Here is a 21,829-nt window from a genome sequence, read left to right as displayed (position 1 = left end):
TGCAATGGCGCGCAGTGTATCAGTTTTACAAGCCAATCGCCTCTTTCAAACTTTTCAGATAGCGGCGACTGACCGGAACAGTTAACCCATTACGCAGTATCAGTTCCGCCTGACCGTTATCTTCCAGACGAATTTCCTGTAACTGAGCCATGTTAACCAGATATTGTCGATGACAGCGCAGCAATGGCGTGCGGCTTTCCAGCGTTCTGAGCGTCAGTTCAGTAAAGCCTTCTTTGCCGTCGCTGCTGGTGACATAAACACCGCTCATGCGACTGCTGACGAAAGCGACATCATCCATTTGCAGCAGATAGATCCGGCTATGGCCGCTACAGGGGATAAACTTCAGCGACTGTTGGTTTTCCGGCAATACCGATACGTCCTGTTTGCTCCGCTCCTGGCGCAGGCGGCTAAGGGTTTTCTCCAGCCGCGCCTCTTCTATCGGTTTAAGCAGATAATCAAAAGCGTGTTCTTCAAAGGCTTTAATTGCGTATTCGTCAAAAGCGGTCAGAAAAACAATATACGGCCGATGCTCCGGGTCGAGCATACCCACCATTTCCAGCCCGCTGATACGCGGCATTTGAATATCCAGAAACAGCACGTCCGGATGCAGTCGATGCACCGCGCCAATCGCTTCCACGGCGTTGGCGCACTCGCCGACGATCTCGATATCACTTTGTTCCTGTAACAGGATCCGCAGATTTTCCCGCGCTAACGGTTCATCATCCACAATCAGCACTTTAATCATGCGTCTCCTCCAGGGGCAGTCGTAGGGTTATTCGGGTAAAGCAATCCGGTTCGCAGACGACGCTAATACCATAATCATCGCCAAACCGTTCACGCAGGCGTTTATCCACCAGATTCATGCCCAGACCGCTGACGTTCGCGGAGGGCTGATACAACCCGGCGTTATCTTCAATATCCAGCATCAAATACTGCCCTTCCTGACGGGCGGTGATGGACACCTCCCCCGTGCCCAGTAGTTGCGATGTCCCATGCTTAATGGCGTTTTCGACTATGGGTTGCAGGGTGAAGGCTGGCAACTGTTGATGCGCCAGCGCATCCGGCACGTTTAAACTCACCTGCAACCGCGACTGGAATCGCGCTTTCTCAATTTGCAGATAGGCATTCACGTGCTCAATTTCGTCGGCCAGTGTGACGATCTCCGACGGGCGCTTTAAGTTCTTACGGAAAAAGGTAGAGAGATCCTGTACCAGTTGGCTCGCCTGTTCACTGTCGCGGCGCACCACCGCTTTGATGGTGTTGAGCGCATTAAACAGAAAATGCGGATTGACCTGCGCATGCAGCAGCTTAATTTCTGACTGCGTCAACATCGCTTTCTGACGTTCATATTGTCCAGCAAGGATCTGCGCGGAAAGTAACTGCGCAATCCCCTCACCCAGCGTTCGGTTAATGGAACTGAACAACCGGTTTTTCGCTTCATAGAGTTTGATGGTGCCCATCACCCGTTGGTTTTCTCCGCGTAAGGGAATGACCAGCGTAGAACCGAGCTTGCACTGTGGATGCAGTGAGCAGCGATACGGCACTTCGTTGCCGTCAGCGTAAACCACCTCGCCCGTCTCGATGGCCCGCAGCGTGTAACCGGAGGAGATCGGCCTGCCCGGCAGGTGATGGTCGTCGCCAATCCCGGTAAAGGCTAACAGCCGCTCGCGGTCAGTGATTGCCACCGCGCCGATATCGAGTTCTTTGTACAGCACCTGCGCCACCTTCATGCTGTTCACTTCGTTGAATCCCTGGCGCAAGATCCCCTCGGTGGAGGCCGCCACTTTCAGCGCAGTAGCGGAAAACGCAGAGGTATATTTTTCAAACATCGCCCGCTTGTCGAGCAAAATACGCATAAACAGCGCCGCGCCGACGGTGTTGGTGACCATCATGGGAGCAGCGATATTGCTGACCAGTCGGTAAGCATCGTCAAACGGCCGGGCTATCAGCAAAATGATCAGCATCTGTACCATTTCGGCGACAAATGTGATCGCCCCGGCCGTCAGCGGATTAAAGACTTTATCCGTGCGTCCTCGCCGCGTCAGCACGCTGTGCACCAGGCCACCCAGCAACCCTTCCACGATGGTGGAGATCATACAACTGAGCGCCGTCATGCCGCCCATTGAGTAGCGGTGCAGACCCCCGGTCAGCCCCACCAGTCCACCCACGACCGGCCCGCCAAGCAGACCGCCCATCACCGCGCCAATTGCCCGTGTGTTGGCGATAGAGTCGTCAATATGCAGACCGAAATAGGTGCCGAGGATACAGAAAATGGAGAAGGTTACGTAGCACAGCAGTTTGTGCGGCAAACGAACGGTTACCTGCATCAATGGTATGAATAAACGAGTTTTACTCATCAGCCATGCGATAACCAAGAACACGCACATCTGCTGAAGCAGCAGCAACACCAGATTAAACTCGTACATACCTGCAGACCACACATCAACTAAAACCGCGTAACATACATCGACTCGCGGGATCTGTCTTTGAACTGTTGCATAAAATGAGAAATTAGTAAGGGATATCACACAAAAAGTACCGGTGTACTGATAAAACCACCCCTCATCTGAACAAAAAACAGACAAAACTACCTGGTTCGAAAAAGAGCGACTAAAGTTAGACTGGGACCTCGCGAGCAAGGATAAAATAATGGCGCTTTACACCATAGGTGAAGTGGCTTTGCTTTGTGATATTAACCCCGTTACGCTTCGCGCGTGGCAACGGCGTTATGGATTATTGAAACCCCAGCGTACCGACGGGGGGCATCGCCTGTTCAATGATTCGGATATCGACAGGATCCGCGAAATCAAGCACTGGATAGATAACGGGGTGCAGGTCAGCAAAGTCAAAATGCTGTTGAGCAATGAGAACGTAGACCTGCAAAACGGCTGGCGTGAACAACAGGAAATCCTGTTGCACTATCTGCAAAACAACAATCTGCACAACCTGCGGGTCTGGCTGAAAGAGCGTGGTCAGGATTTCCCCGCGCAAACGCTGACCACCCATCTTTTTCTTCCGCTACGTCGACGATTGCAGTGCCAACAGCCGACGCTACTGGCGCTACTGGGGATCCTTGATGGCGTACTGATCAATTACGTCGCCATTTGCCTCGCCTCAGCCAGAAAAAAACAGGGGAAAGATGCGCTGGTGGTGGGCTGGAATATTCACGATACCACGCGTTTGTGGCTGGAAGGCTGGGTCGCCAGTCAGCAGGGATGGCGGGTTGACGTTCTGGCCCATTCGCTGAGCCAGTTTCGCCCGGACCTGTTCGAAGGGCGCACCTTACTGGTGTGGTGCGGTGAAAATCAAACATCGGCGCAGCAACAGCAACTGAATGCCTGGCGTGCGGAAGGGCACGATATTTACCCGCTTGGCATTTAATGATTCATTAACAGCTACGCTTCTCTGTATAATCTCTGGGTTAACATAAGGAGAACATCATGAGCGTAGCGAAAATCGGTGTCATCACCCTCTTTTTACTCATGGCCATTGGCGGTATTGGCGGCGTGATGCTTGCAGGCTATACCTTCATTTTGCGTGCCGGCTAAGGTGCTGCACTAACCGTTCGAACAGGCGGTCTACGATGATCGCCGCCAGCGCAACCAGCAACGCCCCCTGAATGACATACGCCGTATTGAACCCGCTCAGACCAATGATAATCGGTGTACCGAGCGTGCTGGCCCCTACCGTCGACGCGATAGTCGCAGTGCCAATATTGATAATCACCGACGTTCGCACACCTGCCAGAATCACCGGTGCCGCCAGCGGCAGCTCAACCTTGCGTAACTGTTGTCCCGGACTCATCCCCATGCCACTGGCAATGCTGCGCACACTTTCCGGGATCGATCCTATCCCCGCCAGCGTCGCCTGGAGGATGGGTAACACGCCGTACAGAATCAACGCAATAATGGCCGGTTGCTGACCAAACCCCATCACCGGCACAGCAATCGCCAATACCGCGACGGGCGGGAAGGTTTGTCCAACGGCGGCAATGGTCTCCACCAGCGGACGAAACTCTCTTCCCCATGGTCGGGTCACCACAATCCCGGCGCCGACACCAATCACCACCGCAAACAGGCTCGACACGGCCACCAGCCAGAAATGGGCCAGCGCCAGCGCGAGAAAGCTCTCCTGCTGATAGACCGGACGTGGAAGTTCGGGAAACAGGCTGGCGAAAATCGCCTGACTGTGCGGTAAACCTGCCAGCATCAGCAGGAAAAGTGCGATCAGCCAGAGCAGCGGGTCACGCAGTCGTTTCATGCGTCAGCGTCTCCGATAGCAGATCGCGAAAATGCAGCGTCCCGCAAACCATGCCCTGCCGGTTGACCACCGGTAACACATCGCGGCCGTCCGCGACAAACGCTGAAAGCGCATCGCGCAGCGTCATCGCTTCCGTCAGCGCCTCTCCGTCAATGCGCTCATCCCGGCGAACATAGTCCGCCACGGTGCGCAGTGACAGCAGTCGCACCCCCAGTTCACTGCGACCGAAAAACTGTTGCACAAAATCATTCGTCGGGGCCGTCAGCATCGCCAACGGTGTCCCTTGCTGGACTATCTCGCCGCCGTCCATCAGCACCAGATGCTCCGCCAGTCGCAGCGCTTCATCAATGTCGTGCGTCACCAGCACAATGGTTCGCCCCAGCAAACGGTGGATACGGGTCATCTCTTGCTGCAACGCCCCACGCGTGACCGGATCCAGCGCGCCAAACGGTTCATCCATCAGCAGTACCTGCGGATCGGCGGCCAGCGCCCGCGCCACGCCCACGCGCTGCTGCTGCCCACCGGAAAGCTGGTGCGGATAGCGCTCGCGCAATCCCTCTTCCAGCCCGAGCAACGCCATTAATTCTGCCACCCGCTCATCAATTTTTTTGCGCGGCCACTTCAGCAGTTGTGGCACGGTGGCGATGTTCTGCGCCACCGTCCAGTGCGGAAACAGGCCAATCGACTGAATCGCGTAGCCCATCCGTCGGCGCAGTTCCAGCACCGGCAGACTGCGGATTTCTTCACCTGCAAAGCGGATCCTGCCGCTGTCATGCTCCACCAGTCGGTTAATCATTTTCAGGGTCGTGGATTTCCCCGAGCCCGAGGTACCAATCAGTACTGAGAAACTGCCTTCCTGAATGTGCAGGTTCAGGTTGCTAACCGCGTTGTGCTCACCAAAGGCTTTATTTACGTGGCTAAATTCAATCATGGTGGGTTACCTTCAGCAGAGCGATCCCTAAATCAAACAGCGCATCAATCAGTACCGCCAGCGCGATAACCGGGATCACCCCCAGCAGCACCAGATCGACGGCACTGCTGAGCAGTCCCTGAAACACCAGCGCGCCAAAACCGCCAGCGCCAATCAGCGCCGCGATGACGGCCATCCCGACGGTCTGTACCATCACCACCCGCAGGCTACGTAAAAAGACCGGCAACGCCAGCGGCAACTGCACGTGAAGGAAACGCTGAGCGGTGCTCATACCCATCGCGCGTGCGCTTTCCAGAACATCACGGGGAACCTGATTCAGCCCGGCCACCACGCCACGAACCAGTGGCAGAAGCGCATACAGCACCAGCGCGATCAACGCCGGGGTCAAACCGGTTCCCGCCACGCCCACCGTGGCAAGCCAGGGGAACGCTTTTACCAGTCCGGCAAGCGGCGCAATCAACAAGCCAAACAGGGCAACGGAAGGAACGGTCTGGATCACATTAAGGACGGTAAACACCGGTCCCTGGCGGGACGGGAAAAAATAACATCCGATACCGAGGGGAATGCCAATCACCAGCGCGGGCAATACGGTACCTGACAACAGCGTCAAATGTTGAGCCAGTGCATCATCAAAGACATCCTGGCGGTTAGCGTACTCTTTGAGTAACGAGAGATCGTCGAACGTTCCCGTCAACAGGAGTAGGACGGGAACAATCGCTATCTGCGTATGTAACGCCCAGCGCCAGAGAGGTTGCACGGTGATCCGCCGGATGGCATCGCTGCAGGCGAGCAATCCGAGCGCAAGCCCCAGCCACAGACCGCTTCCCACACTGGTTCGCGCCAGCGGCGTCCCGGTTTCAGCCAGATACGTCGCCGCCTTGCCGACGCTCCACAACATCAGGATCACCAGCAGTTGCGCCACCACCAGCGTGCACACGGCCCCCTTTCTTCCCGGCACAAAGCACAAGGTCAACATGGCGCAACCCGCGCCGGTGAGCATCGACACCGAACCTGGCCAGAGCATCCAGAGCTGGCGTCCCTCGCCCGATACCAGGCGATTCGGCGCATAATTCACAAACGGCAGCGCGACAGCAGCGGCTGAAAGAATAACCAGCAGCAACAGTACGCGCTGAATACTGACTTTTGACACGTCACCTAACCTTTTTCAGTCCGTTTACTTCACCCATCCCTTTTGTTTCAGATAGTCCGCCGCCACTTTTTTGGCGTCCAACCCTTCAACGGCAATGCTGGCATTAAGTTGTTGCAACGTTTTTTCATCGAGGCTGGCAAACACCGGTTGCAGCCATTCCGCCATCTGCGGGTATTCCTTCAGTACCGCCTCACGCACCACAGGCGCTGGCGCATAAATGGGCTGAACGCCTTTAGGATCGCTTAAGGTCTGTAGCCCCAGCGCGGCGACCGGACCATCCGTACCGTAGGCCATCGCGGCATTGACGCCGGACGTTTGCTGCGCGGCCGCTTTGATGGTCACGGCGGTGTCACCCCCTGCCAGCGACAGCAACTGATCCTGACTGAGTTTGAAATCGTAGGCTTTTTCGAAAGCGGGCAGCGCGTCTGCACGCTCGATAAATTCAGCGGAGGCGGCCAGTTTGAAAGTACCGCCCTCTTTCAGATAACGCCCGAGATCGGCCAGTGAGGTGAGTTTATTTTTTTCGGCGACATCGCTGCGCACCGCGATAGTCCAGGTATTATTGGCTGGCGCCGGCGTTAACCAGACCAGCTTGTTTTGCTCCGCATCGAGTTTTTTGACTTTCTCAAAGCCAGCTTGTGCGTTTTTCCACGCCGGATCGCTTTCATCTTTGAAAAAGAATGCGCCGTTACCGGTATATTCAGGGTAGATATCCAGTTCGCCTGAGGTGATCGCGCCGCGCACGACCGGCGTGGTGCCCAACTGGACTTTATTGACCGTTTTGACGCCGTGGCTTTCCAGCACCTGCAAAATGATGTTGCCGAGCAGCGCGCCTTCGGTGTCAATTTTCGAACCGACCTTCACCGGCGACGCCGCCTGCAAGGGTAAGCTCACTGCCGCTAACAGCGCCAGCGAACCGGCCCAAATCTTTGAGATTGTCATGAAGCTTTCCTCATCTTTTTGCCGACTTTTTCAGCGACTTGAGGGGAAAGCATAGTCGAAAAGTATTCGGTTAACCCGACATTTCCGTATTTTCACGGGACCAACAAGGGGGAACCCATTGGTCAGTTCCCCCTGTAACCGTTACAGCAATTCAAACGATCCCTGCTTCACGCGGGCAGAATCGACGCCGATAAAGACGTTGAACTTGCCGGGTTCGGCATCGAACTTCATCTGCTGATTCCAGAACTTCAACGCATTGATATCAATCGGGAAACTAACAGTTTGCGTTTCACCAGGTTTCAGGTTCACTTTCTTAAAGCCTTTCAGCTCTTTCACCGGGCGGCTCAGGGAAGCCGTGACGTCCTGCACATACAGCTGGATCACCGTCTCACCTTCACGCTTACCGGTGTTGGTCACCTTCACACTTGCCGTCACGCTGCCGTCGCGTTTCAGGGTTGGCGCAGAGAGCGTCACGTCAGAAACGTCAAACGTGGTGTAACTCAGACCATAACCAAATGGATAGAGCGGACCGTTCGCTTCGTCAAAGTAGCGAGAGGTGTATTTGTTCGGCTTGTCGGCGTTATACGGACGACCGGTGTTGAGGTGGCTGTAATAGGTCGGGATCTGCCCTACCGAACGCGGGAAAGACATGGGCAGTTTGCCCGACGGGTTGTAGTCGCCAAACAGGACGTCGGCGATCGCGTTGCCGCCTTCTGTACCGGCAAACCAGGTTTCCAGAATCGCATCGGCCTGTTGATCTTCTTTCACCAACGCCAGCGGACGACCGTTCATTAGCACCAGCACCAGCGGTTTGCCGGTCGCTTTCAGGGCCGCAATCAGATCGCGCTGGCTCTGTGGCAGCGTGATATCCGTACGGCTTGACGCTTCATGTGCCATGCCCTGCGCCTCACCCACTACGGCGACAACTACGTCAGACTGCTTCGCCGCCTTGACGGCTTCATCAATCATCTCCTGAGGTGAACGTGGATCCACCTTCACCGCCTCTTCGTACTGATTAAGGAAGGTGACAATGTCTTTATCGTTAGTGACGTTGGCCCCATGGGCGTACACCACTTTACCCTTTGTACCGAGAGCATTTTTAATGCCGGTCAGCACCGTGATGGACTGATCGGCAACGCCTGCGGCGGACCAACTGCCCATCACGTCGCGTTTGCTGTCCGCCAGCGGGCCGACAACCGCAATCGTCCCCGATTTTTTCAGCGGCAGCGTGTCGAGGCGGTTTTTCAACAGCACCAGACTTTCACGCGCCACTTCACGCGCCTCTTTCCGGTGCAGACGGCTTTCGGCGTTGGTATCCACCGGATCAGACTCTTTTGCTCCCAGATGGCTGTACGGATCGTTAAACAGCCCCATGTCATATTTCACGTTGAGTACATGCCGCGTCGCGTCATCCAGCTCCGCCATCGTCACTTTGCCGGATTTGATCAGCCCAGGCAGATATTTGCTGTAATACTCGTCGCTCATACTCATGTTAATGCCGGACTTGAGCGCCACGCGGACGGCATCTTCCGGGTCGGAGGCGGTGCCGTGTTTAATCAGCTCTTTGATAGCACCATGGTCAGAAACGGTAATGCCTTTGAAGCCCCACTTGTCGCGCAGAATGTCTTTCAGCAGCCAGGCATCAGAGGTCGCTGGCGTGCCGTTCAATGAGTTCAGCGCCACCATCACCGCGCCGCTGCCTGCATCCAGCCCGGCTTTGTACGGCGGCATGTAGTCGTTAAACAGGCGCTGCGGGCTCATGTCGACGGTGTTGTACTCTTTACCGCCCTCCACGGCGCCGTAGGCGGCGAAGTGCTTAACGCTGGTCATCACCGAATAGCGATCCGCTGGGCTTTTGCCCTGCATCGCTTCCACCATCGTTTTTCCCATGATGGAGGTCAGATACGTATCTTCGCCAAAGCCTTCCGAGGCGCGTCCCCAGCGCGGATCGCGGGAGACATCGACCATCGGCGCCCAGGTCATGTTCAGGCCGTCGTCGGCGGCTTCATACGCCGAGATGCGTCCGACGGTTTTCACCGCGTCGAGGTTAAAAGAGGACGCCAGTCCGAGGCTAATCGGGAAGACGGTACGCTGGCCGTGCAATACGTCGTAGGCAAAAAAGAGAGGGATTTTCAGGCGGCTCAGTTCCATCACCTGATCCTGCATTTTGCGGATATCCTGACGGGTAACGGTGTTAAAAATTGCCCCCACCTGGCCGTCTTTGATCATCTCGCGGATCGCTTCTTTCGGGTTATCCGGACCGACGCTGATTAAACGCAACTGACCAATCTTTTCATCGACAGTCATTTTCGTCAGCAACTGGGTGACAAACGCGTCCCGCGCTTCCGGCGTCAGCGGATGGTTTCCGAACAGCTCCTCCGCCAGCGCGGGTTGCAATGCCAGACTAACTGCGACACCTACAGAACATAGCCATTTCATGTTGATTCTCTCTTCCTCTAAAGCCCGACGTGGCAGCGAAAATATAGCAAAAACCACATTTTGCCATAAGCCTAAACGGCAGCGCGGCAGAAAGCTAAGGTTATTCTCTTAATTTTCAACGCCGCCAATTCAAAGACAGCGTGAATGAGAAAGCGTATTGTCATACAAAGCGCTATGCTTGAACCTGATATTTTGTCCCACCACAAGGAGTGGAAAATGTCTTCCATTACAACAACTGATAATAAAACCTTCCTGAATGAGCTCGCCCGTCTGGTGGGACATTCACACCTGCTTACCGAACCGGCTAAAACCGCCCGCTATCGCAAGGGCTTCCGTTCCGGTCAGGGCGACGCCCTGGCGGTGGTCTTTCCCGGATCGCTGCTGGAACTCTGGCGCGTGCTGAACGCCTGCGTCAACGCCGATAAAATTATCCTGATGCAGGCCGCCAATACCGGCCTGACCGAAGGTTCCACGCCGAACGGCAATGACTATGACCGCGAGATTGTGATTATCAGCACCCTGCGCCTCGACAAACTGCACGTGTTGGGCAAAGGCGAGCAGGTATTGGCGTATCCAGGTACCACGCTGTACTCACTGGAAAAAGCGCTGAAACCCCTGGGGCGTGAACCGCACTCGGTGATTGGCTCATCATGTATCGGCGCGTCGGTCATTGGTGGGATCTGTAATAACTCCGGTGGCTCGCTGGTGCAAAGAGGCCCAGCGTATACCGAAATGTCCCTGTTTGCCCGCATTGATGAAAACGGCAAGCTGCAACTGGTTAACCATTTGGGGATCGATCTGGGACAAACGCCGGAGCAGATCCTGAGTCAATTGGACGATGAGCGGATCAAAGAGGAAAATGTCCGCCACGACGGGCGTCATGCGCATGACCACGACTACGTCACCCGCGTCAGAGACATTGATGCCGACACCCCCGCGCGCTATAACGCTGACCCGGAGCGCCTGTTCGAGTCCTCCGGCTGCGCCGGGAAACTGGCGGTCTTCGCCGTGCGTCTCGACACCTTTGAAGCGGAAAAAAACCAGCAGGTATTTTACATTGGCACCAACCAACCCGAGGTGCTGACAGCGCTCCGTCGCCATATTCTGTCGACGTTCGACAATCTGCCGGTCGCGGGTGAATACATGCACCGCGATATCTACGACATTGCTGAACAATACGGCAAAGACACCTTCCTGATGATTGACAAGCTCGGCACCGACAAAATGCCGTTCTTCTTCACGCTGAAGGGCCGCACCGATGCGATGCTGGAAAAGGTGAAATTCTTCCGTCCGCACTTTACCGACCGCGCGATGCAAAAGTTTGGTCACCTGTTCCCGAGTCATCTGCCGCCGCGCATGAAAAGCTGGCGCGATAAATATGAACATCATCTGCTGTTAAAAATGGCGGGCGATGGCGTCGCTGAAGCGCAAAACTGGCTCACGGAATTTTTTAAAACCGCAGAAGGCGACTTCTTTGCCTGCACGCCGGAAGAAGGCAGCAAGGCCTTCCTGCACCGCTTTGCAGCCGCTGGCGCAGCGATTCGCTACCAGGCGGTTCATGCCGATGAGGTGGAGGATATTCTGGCGCTGGATATCGCCCTGCGCCGCAATGACACCGAATGGTATGAACATTTGCCGGCGGAAATCGACAGCCAACTGGTACATAAACTCTATTACGGTCACTTTATGTGCTATGTCTTCCACCAGGATTACATCGTGAAGAAAGGCGTGGATGCTCACGCGTTGAAAGAGCAAATGCTGGAACTGCTGCAACAGCGCGGTGCGCAATATCCGGCAGAGCATAACGTCGGGCATCTGTATGAAGCACCGCCCGCGCTGACCCGTTTTTATCGCGAAAATGACCCGACCAACAGTATGAATCCCGGAATAGGCAAGACCAGTAAGCAGAAATTCTGGAAAGTCCCCTCTTCTGATTAACTCCAGTAAACTGCTTAATGGCGCAGGCTGGATTTGCACGAAATATCGTGCAAAAGTAAGCAGATGTACCGGAGTCGTGAGGACTCCGGTTTTCTTCGCAAAGGTGAGAACCATGTCTGTTGCCGATACGCTTTCTGATAACGATATTGCGGTGCGCGACGCGCTGCCCGACGACGTAGAGGCGATCTCCTCGTTATATGCGTGGCATGTGTTGAATGGCCGCGCCTCTTTTGAAGAAACGCCTCCGACGATCGATGAGATGCGCCGACGTATGCGTACGGTCGCGCAGTATGGTCTGCCGTGGCTGGTGGCGCTCTATCGCGGCGTGGTTGTCGGTTATTGCTACGCCACACAATATCGCCCGCGCCCGGCCTATCGCTATACCCTGGAAGAGTCGATTTATGTCGATGCCAGCATGACCGGACGCGGCATTGGCAGCCTGCTGATGCAGACGTTAATCACCCGCTGCGAGGAAGGGCCATGGCGGCAGATGGTGGCGGTGATTGGCGACGGGCATAACAATCCCGGGTCGCTGCGGTTGCATAAAAAACACGGTTTCGAGATTGCCGGACAATTGCGTAGCGTCGGGTATAAGAAAGGAGACTGGCGGGATACGTTGATTATGCAGCGCCCACTCAACGAAGGTGACTGGACGCTGCCGGAGTAATTAATCGTTTTGCGCGGTCTGCTCACCCGCATTGCCGCCCGTTGCAGCCATCTGTGCGGCTTTTTGCTTTTTATAGCTCAATGCCGCCGCCGGAACCGGCATCACTTTCCCGGTTTCGATCCACGTGCGTAAACGACTGGCATCGGCAAAATGGGTGTACTTGCCGAATGCATCCATCACCACCAGCGCCACCGGTTTATTGTTGATTACCGTGCGCATCACCAGGCAATGCCCTGCGGCGTTGGTGAAACCAGTTTTAGTGAGCTGAATATTCCAGTTGTCGCGATACACCAGATGGTTGGTATTGCGAAACGGCAGTGTATACGCCGGGTTGGCGAAGGTCGCCATATCTTCACGCGTGGTGCTCAGTTGTCCAATCAGCGGATACTGCTTGCTGGCGATCAGCAGTTTGGTGAGATCGCGCGCGGTCGACACGTTGTGAATCGACAAACCGGTTGGTTCCACAAAACGCGTCTGGGTCATGCCCAGCGCTTTTGCCTTCGCGTTCATCGCCTTAATAAAGGCGTTATAGCCGCCCGGATAATGGTGCGCCAGGCTTGCTGCGGCCCGGTTTTCCGAGGACATCAGCGCCAGCAGTAACATATCTTTACGGCTGATTTCACTGTTTAGCCGCACGCGAGAGTAGATCCCTTTCATCTCTGGCGTCTGGCTGATATCCACTTTCAGTTTTTCGTTCAGCGGCAGCCGTGCATCAAGCACCACCATCGCCGTCATTAATTTGGTTATCGACGCAATCGGACGCACCAGGTCCGGATGGTTCGAATAGATCACCTTATTGGTGTTCAGATCCACGATCATCGCGCTACCGGAGGCAATCTCAGGTTGAGACGCCGCGGCAGCCGCCGCCGTTTTTGCCAGCGCTTGCGGCGCATAAGGCACAGCCAGCATCAGCGCCAGGCTCAGTATGGAAACTCGGAATTTCAGCATGATGAGATTTCAGAAAATGATTCACGCGTGATGACACGCACCGCCGAAGTCAGGATGGCTCAGGCTAGCAGTGGAATCATAGCGAGCTAATGACCTTGCCGCCAGAAGAGAATCGTCAGGAAATGCTGCGTTGCTGGCTTTTACACCAGCAACGCAGCACGATAATCAGAACAAGCGATAGCCGTATCCCCAGAGGATGACGGTCAGCGCCAGCAGCACTTCCAGTACCAGTACGCCGATAGCCAGGGTTGAACTGGAGAAGCTCAGCCCTTCGTCCTTATTGATATTCAGGAATGTCGGAATGCCTACATAGAGCAGATAGCCGGTATAGAACAACGCTACCGTCCCGACAAATGCGCAAAGCCACACCAGCGGATACAGCGCCACCAGACCGCTAAGAAACAGCGGCGTCGCCACATAACCGGCAAACACCATACAGTGCGTCAAAGACGGACGCTGCGGATAACTCCGCGCCATCCACCAGATCACGCGTCCCATGATCGCCACGCCCGCCAGCATCACGGCATAGAACAGAACAGCCAGCACCAGGCCCGTAAACAGAGAAAGCTTCAGGACAGTGCCGTCGCCAAAATTCCAGCCGATTTGCGTCGTACCAATGAAGGCACAAATGACCGGGATGGCCGCCATCAAAAGCACATGGTGGGTGTAGTGATGCGAAACCGTTTCGTTCTCGCTGTTGATCACCTGCATTTCACGATTGGGATGAGAAAACAGCCCCCAGACATGGTTCATACCGCCCCCTTGTTGTCAGCTGTGAACCTAACACTTCAAGTATAATTCAGCTTTGCGATTATTTATTGTACAGATAAAGAAATGCCGCCGCGCCTGATGGCCCTTTTTGAGCATCACGAATTCAGAGGGTGTATGCTTACCATTGTGGAGGTCATACATACGTATGGATATAAACAGTCTTATTGCGCAATACGGTTATGCCGCGCTGGTGGTTGGAAGTCTGGCGGAAGGCGAAACCATTACTCTGCTGGGGGGCGTGGCGGCGCATCAGGGATTACTCAAGTTCCCCCTCGTGGTCGTGGCCGTGGCCTTAGGCGGCATGATAGGCGATCAGTTACTTTATCTGCTGGGACGCCGCTTTGGTGGCAGGATCCTGCGCCGCTTTGCTCGTCATCGTGACAAAATTCGTCAGGCGCAGAAGATGATCCAGCGTCGCCCGTATCTGTTCGTGATCGGCACCCGCTTTATGTACGGGTTTCGCGTGATTGGCCCGCTGTTGATTGGCGCCAGCCATCTGCCGCCAAAGATTTTTTTACCGCTGAATATCCTTGGCGCGCTGGTCTGGGCGCTGATCTTCACCACCCTGGGTTATGCAGGAGGTGAAGTGGTCGCGCCATGGTTGCATCATCTCGATCAGCATCTCAAACATTGGATCTGGCTGATTCTGGCGGTGGTACTGGTGATCGGCGTTCGCTGGTGGTTGAAGCGCCGCAGCCGTAAACAGGTGGGGTAAGCGGGTTATTCCGGCCTGAACTGGGGATTGGCCAGCATAAATCCCCCATCCACAATAAACGATTGCCCGGTGGTATAACCCGCCTCTTCCGAGCACAGCCAGGCGACCAGACTGGCGATTTCTAGCGTCGACCCAGGTCTTCCCAGCGGGATTGACGGCTCGGTTCCCGGCTTAACGTCACTGTCATCCATATCATTCATCGGCGTGGCTATCGCCCCAGGCGCCACAGCGTTAACCAGAATGTTATGGCGGACCAGCTCAAGCGCCATGGCTTTGGTGAGTCCGCCGAGAGCATGTTTCGCCGCCGTGTAGGCGCTGGCCTCAGGTAACGGGGTATGTTCGTGCACCGAGGTAATATTGATAATGCGCCCCCCCTGTCCCTGCTTCACCATCTGGCGGGCCGCCAGCTGTGAGCAGAGAAACGCCCCATCGACATCGACCGTAAATATCTGCCGCCAGTCGTCAAAGGAGGTCTCCAGGAATGCGGATTTGCTCATCGTTCCCGCATTATTGACCAGCACATCGATCCGGCCAAAGCGCGCAATCAGATGTTCCAGCGCCTGTGCACCCTGCGGCAGCTGGCTCAGGTCAAGTTGAAGGGTCTCCGCCCGGACGCCATGACTTTCCACCTCACGGGCGGTATCACGCGCTCCCTGCTCGTCTGAATGCCAGGTGATGCCGATATCAAATCCCGCTTTCGCTAACTGAAGGGCGCACGCCTTGCCAATACCTGAATCGGAAGCCGTCACGATTGCTGCTTTTGCCATATCATCCTCCGGTTGCAACAGAACTGAGCCTTAAGTATAGAAACTCTCTTCGAAGCAACCGAAATAATCAGGAATGATGGTAACCGCCGCCGAGCGCGCTGGTAAGCTGGATGGAGGCATCCAGCCACTGCCCCTGCAAAATCAGTCCGTTACTCTGCTCGCGCAGCGCGGGAATTCTGGCCTTGCTAACGAGAGAGCCTGCGATAATCCCGGCGTTATAGCGCGCCTGCGCCAGGCTGACCACTCGATCGGCGTCATGTTCAATCTGCTGCTGATGCTGATTTTTCTGCATCAGCGTCGCCACCTGACTGGCCGTGCGCGCCACGTCATTTACCGCATCAACGACGGCTTTGTTATAACTGGCGATCGACAAATTGTTCTGCGCCTGAGCGATATCAAGGTTGGCATTCAGTCTGCCACTGTCGAAGATCGGCAGCGTCAGGCCCGCGGTCACGCCCATCTGCTGGGCGGAACGGCGGAACAGATCGCTCAGATGCAGCGCATCCTGTTGCAAAAAGGCCATCAGATTGACGTCGGGGTAGAACGCCGCCTTCGCCGCCTCCACGCTGCTCATTGAGGATTCGATCACCCAGTGCGCCGCCTGTAAATCCGCTCTGCGCGCCAGTAAGGAGTAGCCCAGTTGCGTCGGTAACTGGCTTTCCACTTTTGGCAGGCTCACCGGATGCAGCTTCAGCGCCGCCGACTGCGTGTTGGTCAGCGCGCTCAGACGCGCCTCAATCACCTTCATCTTCCCGGCAACCTCATTCAACTGCTGCTGGGTTTTACTGTCATCGATATCTGTTTCCACGCCTTCTACCGAAGAGGTGATGCCGTTATTGTACAACTGGCGATCGCTAGCAATGATGTTACGCTGTTCCCGTTCAATTTGAGTCAGCAGTTTGCTCAGCGCCGCCTCGGTCTGCCATTCCCAGTAAAGCCGCGTCACGCCGCTGGCTAACAGTTGACGGGTTTGCTCTCGCTCGGCTTCCCGCGCTTTCACCGCCCCGATGCGCGCGGTCACTTCCGCGCGGTTCTTGCCCCATAAATCGAGATCCCAACCGGCCGTCAGGCCAAACGTACCGTTGGTGTACCACGGCCCCGTCGTGCCTGCGGCCGGATCGTTCAGGGCAAACGGCCCCATGATGCCTTCCGCGGACATTTTCTGCCGTTCGGCATTGGCGGAGAAATCGACCTGCGGCCCGTCCTGGGCTTCAACGGCTTTAGCCTGCGCTTCGGCCAGTCTGATTCGCTGTTCCGCCACCTGCATATCCGGAGAACGGGAAAGTGCGTTCTTCACTAACTCGTTCAACTGTGCGTCATGATAATCCTGCCACCACTGGCTTCCGGGCCACCCGTTCTTCAACGCTGGCGGCAGCGCCGAATCTACGTGAGAAGCGGGAAGTTGCTGAGTCAGCGTCTGTTGAGTGTCATGCATGGGAGCACATCCCGCGAGCAGAATAACCAGCGGAAAGCCCGCTTTCAGCGCGTGAAAAGAGTAACGAGTCATTAAAATATTCTGATAAGAAAAGGTGCGCGGAGCTTACCCGTTGTTGTGCGCGCTTTTTTAGTTACGCGTGGCATAACATCTTCAGCAATGAAAAGTCACACCTGGCAAAATATATCCAAGCAGAATATATGCAGCTCAATAATATTAAATTTCTATCGACTGGATCGCGCGGGCAATATCCGGTGAATTATTTAACGCGCGGATAGACTGGAAGACGTCCGTGGCTTCTTCATATTCTTTTCGCAAATAGCCCAGCCATTGTTTAATACGCGCGACATGATATAAACCGGTGTCGCCCTGTTTTTCCAGACGGGTATACTTTTTCAGCAGTTCGACAACCTGCGGCCATGGCATTCGCGGCTCGTTATACTTCACCACCCGGCTGAGGTTGGGAATGTTCAGTGCCCCGCGGCCAATCATCACAGCGTCACAGCCACTGACGGCCAGGCATTCCTGGGCGCTTTGCCAGTCCCAGATTTCACCATTGGCAACCACCGGAATAGACAGTCGCTCGCGAATTTCGCCAATCGCCTGCCAGTTGATATGTTCCGCCTTATAGCCCTGCTCTTTGGTGCGCCCGTGTACTACCAGTTCACTCGCCCCGGCCTGCTGGACGGCATCTGCAATCTCAAACTTTTTGTCGCCGCTGTCCCAGCCCAGACGCACTTTCACCGTCACCGGCAGATGCGCCGGCACCGCTTCACGCATCGCTTTCGCGCCTTGATAGATGAGTTCCGGGTCCTTCAGCAGCGTCGCACCGCCGCCGCTGCCGTTGACCATTTTTGACGGGCACCCGCAGTTAAGATCAACACCGTAAGAACCGAGTTCCACGGCGCGGGCGGCATTTTCCGCCAGCCACTGGGGATACTGCCCTAACAGTTGCACGCGCACTAAGGTGCCGGATGGGGTCCGGCTACCGTTGAGCAGTTCGGGACAGAGTCGATGAAAGACTTTTACTGGCAAGAGTTGATCCACCACGCGCACAAATTCGGTGATGCAAAGATCGTAGTCATTCACTTCCGTCAGAAGTTCGCGCACCAGTGAATCAAGTACGCCTTCCATCGGCGCCAGTAAAACACGCATATCGTTATCCGCAAAAAAAAGAGGCGCTATCATAGCGCCTCTGTGCGATGAGCAAAACCTTTTGCCGGATGACGGCGCAAAGCGCCTGTTTTCTCAGCGTGGCAGAAGACAGTTATCTTCTTTCCAGCCGTACAGCCATTCCATGCCGCGATAAAACTCCGCCTGCGATTTACCTTTCCACAACAGGTTTCGCACCTGACGCTCCACGCCTGCAGCGTGATACACGCGCCCCATTTCGCGCGTCGACCAGACGATGCGCGCCGTGCGTGGAATGCGTACCGACTCATACAGCGCAAAGGCTTTCGCCGCATCGCCATCGCACTGCTCTAGCGCTTTACCCAGCGTCACAGCATCTTCCAGCGCCATACAGGCACCCTGCGCCATGTACTGCGCCACCGGGTGCGCGGCATCGCCCACCAGCGTGATGCGCTCAGTGCCCCATTTCTCTACCGGTTCGCGATCGGCGGTTGACCAGCGACGCCAGGTCGTGGGTTTATCCAGCATCTGCCGCGGGCGCGGATGGATCCCGGCGAAATACGACAGCACCTCTTCCTTACTGCCGTCTTTCACGCCCCACTCCTCCTGCTGGCGGCTGTGGAAGGTGACGACCAGGTTGTACTGCTTGCCACCGCGCAGCGGGTAGTGCACGAGGTGGCAATGCGGCCCGGCCCAGAGCACTGGCGCGTTAATGCGCAGGTCTTCCGGCATGTCCGCACAGTCAATCACCGCACGGTAAACGACGTGTCCGGTCACGCGCGGCGAATCGCCCAGCAAACTCTGACGCACCACCGACTTCACGCCATCACAACCGACCAGAATATCAGCGGTCCAGCTATTCCCCTGCTCGTCGAACACCGTTACGTCGTCCGCCGTCTGGCGAATGTCGACCACATTGGTCGAGGTCCGGTACTCAACGTTTGGATGAGTCAGTACGGATTCCCAGACGGAAGCGTGAATATCGACCCGGTGGATGACCGCATACGGACCGCCGAAGTGGTCGCGAAAGGCCTGCCCGGTCTCGATGTGCACCACTTCTTCCGCGTTCACGGCATCCATCATGGTAATGTGGTCGGTAAACACCGCACGCTGACGCGCGACGTCGCCGACGCCGAGGCTGTCCAGCGCAGAGAAGGCGTTGGGACCGAGCTGAATGCCCGCGCCGATCTCACCAATTTCATGGGCTTTTTCCAGCAGCATCACTTTGATACCCTGACGCGCCAGCGAAAGCGCGGTGGCTGCCCCGCCAATTCCGCCGCCGACGATAATTGCGCTCGTCACTTTAGCCATTGTCATTCTCCTTCTCAGGCTGAGATTTTATCTTGTTGATTTTCCGGGGCAGCGGCGATGAACGCCGGGAGCTGTGTGCAGGCGTCATACACGGCTTTGCAGCGCGGATAGCCGCTCAGATCGCACCCCATTCTTAACGCATTCGCCCATTGCGGGACCAGACAGCAGTCGGCAAGCGTCGGTGCATTACCCACGCAGAAGTTCTGCGACTGACTCTGACGCAGTAGCTGCTCAACGGCGCTTAACCCCTGCTGGATCCAGTGCGCGTACCAGCGTTTTTTCTCTTCTTCACTGACCTTCAGTTCCTCGCTCAGATAGCGCAGCACCCGCAGGTTATTAACCGGATGAATATCGCAAGCGATGGCATAGACAATCTCCAGCACCTGCGTGCGCGCCGGATCGCTGACGGGCAGCAAGCGTGATTGCGGAAAATGCCGGTCCAGCCAGTCGATAATCGCCAGCGACTGGCCCAGCGCTTCGCCATCATCGGTTACCAGCGTTGGTACCAGCCCCACCGGATTCATCCGCCGGTAGGCCAGTTCATTTTGCTGCCCAATACGGATATTGACGCCCACCGTGTGGTAGTCGATGCCCTTTAATGCCAGCGCGATACGCACGCGGTACGACGCCGAACTGTTAAAAAAACTGTACAGCTTCATACATCACCTCAGACAATCTTCACAGCGATAGGCGTCAGTCCGTCCACGCCTCCGGTGATCACATCCCCTTTCACTACGGCACCCACGCCTTCCGGCGTGCCGGTGAAGATCAGGTCGCCCGGTTGCAGTTCGAAGAAGCCGGACAGATAGCTGATCGTTTCATTTACCGACCAGATCAGATGGCGAATGTCGCTGCGCTGATGATCGTCGCCATTCACCTGTAACCAGATGGGCGCAGAGGTGATATCCGCAATTTCATCCGCTTTATGCAGCGGCGCGATGGGCGCAGAGAGATCGAACGCTTTGCCGATTTCCCACGGACGTCCCATCTGACGCATCTCCATCTGGCGATCGCGGCGGGTCATGTCCAGTCCGGTGGCATAGCCCCAGATATACTCGTGGGCGTTTTCTAACGGGATATCGCTGCCCTTTTTGCCGATGGCGACCACCAGCTCAATTTCATAATGATAGTTATCCGTTTGCGCCGGGTATGGCAGCGCTAACGTTTCGCCTGCGGCAACCGGCACGATCGCATCGGCAGGCTTACAGAAAAAGAACGGCGGCTCACGGTCCGGATCAAACCCCATTTCGCGGGCATGGGCGGCGTAGTTACGCCCCACGCAGTACACGCGACGGACGGGGAACTGCGCATCGCTGCCGACAACCGGGACAGTAACGGGGGCCTGTGGTGCAAATACATACTGAGTCATGGTTCTCTCCCAAATTAATAGCGGGCTTCGCGGAACAACCCGAGGGCTTCCTGTACCGGTCGGTCCGAAAAACTGAATAAAACGGTCTCATCGGTGGTTTTGAATGACACGCCGTGCCACGTCGGAACCACAAAAATATCTTTGGCTGAGAAATGGAACGTCTCGTTGCCGACGGTGACATCACCCGCCCCTTCAACCACGTGATAAATGGTGCTGTCAGTGGTACGCGCCACCCGCGAGGTAAAGCCTTTTGGCAACAATTGCAGGAACGTCCCCATCGATGGCATCGGGTAGCCGCCGGTTACCGGGTTGACATAGCGCATTTTGTAGCCATCCCACTCGTCGGCATCGCCCAGACGGGTCAGGTCGTGCAGCGCGTCGCGGCTGCGGTCATAGCGATAGTTGAAAATTGGCGATGAATTGCCTTTCTGATGGCGCAGCGGCAGCATATTGGCGGCATAGCGCGGCAGATAGTCGCCCTCTTTGCGTGAAACCGGCTGCTGATCTTCCGGGTAATCCTCGGCAAAACCACAGCCCAGAATGTTAACCAGCGGCAGATCCAGACCGTCCAGCCAGACGACAGGCTCATCGCCAGGGTTACCGTGATCGTGCCATTGCCACTGCGGGGTCAGAATAAAATCGCCGGTGTGCATCTGGGTGCGTTCACCGTCCACGGCGGTAAATGCCCCTTTCCCTTCGACAATAAAGCGTAACGCCGACTGGTTATGACGATGGCTGGGAGCGACTTCGCCCGGCATGATGAGCTGCAGTCCCGCATAGAGCGTTGACGTAATAGAGGACTGACCGCGCAGCATCGGGTTTTCCAGTACCAGCACGCGACGAATCGCCTCTTTCGCGCCAATCAGGTTGCCGCTTTCCAGCAGCAGCGGACGAATTTCCTGGTAGTTCCAGTATGCTGGCGCACAGGTCGGATTCGGCGTTTGTGGAACCAGATGATGCAGCGATTCCCACAGCGGGGTCAGGTTCTGCCCCGAAATATGCTGGTAAAACTGCTGACGGCTGTTTTTAACATCCTGATTATGGTCTGACATAGG

Annotated in this window: 21 protein-coding genes; 5 read left to right on the top strand and 16 right to left on the bottom strand. The window is 55.9% G+C overall.

Features of this window, described 5'->3' with window-relative positions; translation table 11 throughout:
- Positions 1 to 25 precede the first annotated feature (25 nt).
- Together btsR and AOY24_RS01395 are read right to left on the bottom strand one after the other, a co-directional pair.
- A complete protein-coding gene (gene btsR, locus AOY24_RS01400) occupies positions 26 to 745 on the bottom strand; it encodes a two-component system response regulator BtsR (RefSeq protein WP_043000153.1) in 720 nt (239 codons plus the stop codon).
- Positions 738 to 2,426: a sensor histidine kinase gene (locus AOY24_RS01395; RefSeq protein ID WP_043000152.1), complete on the bottom strand. Its 1,689-nt coding sequence runs from the start codon at positions 2,424 to 2,426 to the stop codon at positions 738 to 740. The genes btsR and AOY24_RS01395 overlap by 8 nt, the downstream gene beginning before the upstream one ends.
- A 223-nt stretch (positions 2,427 to 2,649) precedes the next feature.
- On the opposite strand from AOY24_RS01395, the gene mlrA reads away from it, so the two are divergent.
- Positions 2,650 to 3,381: an HTH-type transcriptional regulator MlrA gene (gene mlrA / locus AOY24_RS01390; RefSeq protein WP_043000151.1), complete on the top strand. Its 732-nt coding sequence runs from the start codon at positions 2,650 to 2,652 to the stop codon at positions 3,379 to 3,381.
- 59 nt (positions 3,382 to 3,440) lie between these two features.
- Complete coding sequence (locus tag AOY24_RS23345) at positions 3,441 to 3,548, top strand: protein YohO (protein WP_042318015.1); 108 nt, start codon at positions 3,441 to 3,443, stop codon at positions 3,546 to 3,548.
- Here the strand turns inward: AOY24_RS23345 and AOY24_RS01385 are convergent.
- The 5 genes from AOY24_RS01385 to bglX all read right to left on the bottom strand — a co-directional run bounded on the left by AOY24_RS01385 (position 3,529) and on the right by bglX (position 9,722).
- Complete coding sequence (locus AOY24_RS01385) at positions 3,529 to 4,260, bottom strand: ABC transporter permease (RefSeq protein ID WP_043000150.1); 732 nt, start codon at positions 4,258 to 4,260, stop codon at positions 3,529 to 3,531. The two genes, AOY24_RS23345 and AOY24_RS01385, sit on opposite strands and share 20 nt — an antisense overlap.
- Positions 4,244 to 5,191 carry an ABC transporter ATP-binding protein gene (locus tag AOY24_RS01380; RefSeq protein WP_054176008.1) on the bottom strand — a complete coding sequence of 316 codons (948 nt, stop codon included), beginning with the start codon at positions 5,189 to 5,191 and terminating at the stop codon, positions 4,244 to 4,246. Before AOY24_RS01380 ends, AOY24_RS01385 begins: the two co-directional genes overlap by 17 nt.
- Positions 5,184 to 6,341 (bottom strand): ABC transporter permease, encoded by a 1,158-nt coding sequence (locus AOY24_RS01375; RefSeq protein WP_054176007.1) that lies wholly within the window; start codon positions 6,339 to 6,341, stop codon positions 5,184 to 5,186. Before AOY24_RS01375 ends, AOY24_RS01380 begins: the two co-directional genes overlap by 8 nt.
- A gap of 24 nt (positions 6,342 to 6,365) precedes the next feature.
- Positions 6,366 to 7,283, bottom strand: coding sequence for an ABC transporter substrate-binding protein (locus AOY24_RS01370; RefSeq protein WP_044266125.1), 918 nt, complete (start codon positions 7,281 to 7,283; stop codon positions 6,366 to 6,368).
- Positions 7,284 to 7,424: 141 nt separating this feature from the next.
- Positions 7,425 to 9,722: a beta-glucosidase BglX gene (gene bglX / locus AOY24_RS01365; RefSeq protein ID WP_043000146.1), complete on the bottom strand. Its 2,298-nt coding sequence runs from the start codon at positions 9,720 to 9,722 to the stop codon at positions 7,425 to 7,427.
- A 216-nt stretch (positions 9,723 to 9,938) separates the two neighbouring features.
- Between bglX and dld the strand changes: the two genes are divergently transcribed.
- Positions 9,939 to 11,660 carry a D-lactate dehydrogenase gene (gene dld, locus AOY24_RS01360; RefSeq protein WP_044258660.1) on the top strand — a complete coding sequence of 574 codons (1,722 nt, stop codon included), beginning with the start codon at positions 9,939 to 9,941 and terminating at the stop codon, positions 11,658 to 11,660.
- A gap of 112 nt (positions 11,661 to 11,772) precedes the next feature.
- Positions 11,773 to 12,327, top strand: a complete 555-nt coding sequence (locus AOY24_RS01355; RefSeq protein ID WP_043000144.1) for a GNAT family N-acetyltransferase — start codon at positions 11,773 to 11,775, stop codon at positions 12,325 to 12,327.
- On the opposite strand, the gene pbpG is transcribed toward AOY24_RS01355, so the two are convergent.
- Both pbpG and AOY24_RS01345 read right to left on the bottom strand, forming a co-directional pair.
- On the bottom strand, positions 12,328 to 13,275 hold the full coding sequence (gene pbpG / locus AOY24_RS01350) for a D-alanyl-D-alanine endopeptidase (RefSeq protein WP_054176006.1): 948 nt from the start codon (positions 13,273 to 13,275) through the stop codon (positions 12,328 to 12,330).
- A 165-nt stretch (positions 13,276 to 13,440) separates the two neighbouring features.
- A complete protein-coding gene (locus AOY24_RS01345) occupies positions 13,441 to 14,028 on the bottom strand; it encodes a Yip1 family protein (RefSeq protein WP_043000142.1) in 588 nt (195 codons plus the stop codon).
- A gap of 163 nt (positions 14,029 to 14,191) precedes the next feature.
- Here AOY24_RS01345 and AOY24_RS01340 point away from each other — a divergent pair, with 163 nt between their 5' ends.
- A complete protein-coding gene (locus AOY24_RS01340) occupies positions 14,192 to 14,761 on the top strand; it encodes a DedA family protein (protein WP_043000141.1) in 570 nt (189 codons plus the stop codon).
- A 5-nt stretch (positions 14,762 to 14,766) separates the two neighbouring features.
- On the opposite strand, the gene AOY24_RS01335 is transcribed toward AOY24_RS01340, so the two are convergent.
- The 7 genes from AOY24_RS01335 to gtdA all read right to left on the bottom strand — a co-directional run bounded on the left by AOY24_RS01335 (position 14,767) and on the right by gtdA (position 21,826).
- Positions 14,767 to 15,528 carry an SDR family oxidoreductase gene (locus AOY24_RS01335; RefSeq protein ID WP_044326528.1) on the bottom strand — a complete coding sequence of 254 codons (762 nt, stop codon included), beginning with the start codon at positions 15,526 to 15,528 and terminating at the stop codon, positions 14,767 to 14,769.
- A 67-nt stretch (positions 15,529 to 15,595) separates the two neighbouring features.
- Positions 15,596 to 17,035: a multidrug resistance outer membrane protein MdtQ gene (mdtQ, locus tag AOY24_RS01330; protein ID WP_043000139.1), complete on the bottom strand. Its 1,440-nt coding sequence runs from the start codon at positions 17,033 to 17,035 to the stop codon at positions 15,596 to 15,598.
- Positions 17,036 to 17,179: 144 nt separating this feature from the next.
- The gene (dusC, locus tag AOY24_RS01325) at positions 17,180 to 18,118 is read right to left on the bottom strand and encodes a tRNA dihydrouridine(16) synthase DusC (RefSeq protein WP_044266169.1); all 939 of its coding nucleotides are present in this window, start codon (positions 18,116 to 18,118) and stop codon (positions 17,180 to 17,182) included.
- 93 nt (positions 18,119 to 18,211) lie between these two features.
- Complete coding sequence (locus AOY24_RS01320; RefSeq protein WP_043000137.1) at positions 18,212 to 19,405, bottom strand: 3-hydroxybenzoate 6-monooxygenase; 1,194 nt, start codon at positions 19,403 to 19,405, stop codon at positions 18,212 to 18,214.
- A 14-nt stretch (positions 19,406 to 19,419) separates the two neighbouring features.
- Positions 19,420 to 20,064 carry a maleylacetoacetate isomerase gene (gene maiA / locus AOY24_RS01315; RefSeq protein WP_043000136.1) on the bottom strand — a complete coding sequence of 215 codons (645 nt, stop codon included), beginning with the start codon at positions 20,062 to 20,064 and terminating at the stop codon, positions 19,420 to 19,422.
- A gap of 8 nt (positions 20,065 to 20,072) precedes the next feature.
- Positions 20,073 to 20,774 carry a fumarylacetoacetate hydrolase family protein gene (locus tag AOY24_RS01310; protein WP_044258653.1) on the bottom strand — a complete coding sequence of 234 codons (702 nt, stop codon included), beginning with the start codon at positions 20,772 to 20,774 and terminating at the stop codon, positions 20,073 to 20,075.
- 14 nt (positions 20,775 to 20,788) lie between these two features.
- On the bottom strand, positions 20,789 to 21,826 hold the full coding sequence (gene gtdA, locus AOY24_RS01305; protein ID WP_043000134.1) for a gentisate 1,2-dioxygenase: 1,038 nt from the start codon (positions 21,824 to 21,826) through the stop codon (positions 20,789 to 20,791).
- Between the last annotated feature and the right edge of the window lie 3 nt (positions 21,827 to 21,829).

The sequence above is a fragment of the Citrobacter sp. CtB7.12 genome (genome assembly GCF_001297795.1).
Classification (GTDB): domain Bacteria; phylum Pseudomonadota; class Gammaproteobacteria; order Enterobacterales; family Enterobacteriaceae; genus Citrobacter_A; species Citrobacter_A amalonaticus.
This window is presented reverse-complemented; position numbering and strand designations above follow the sequence as displayed.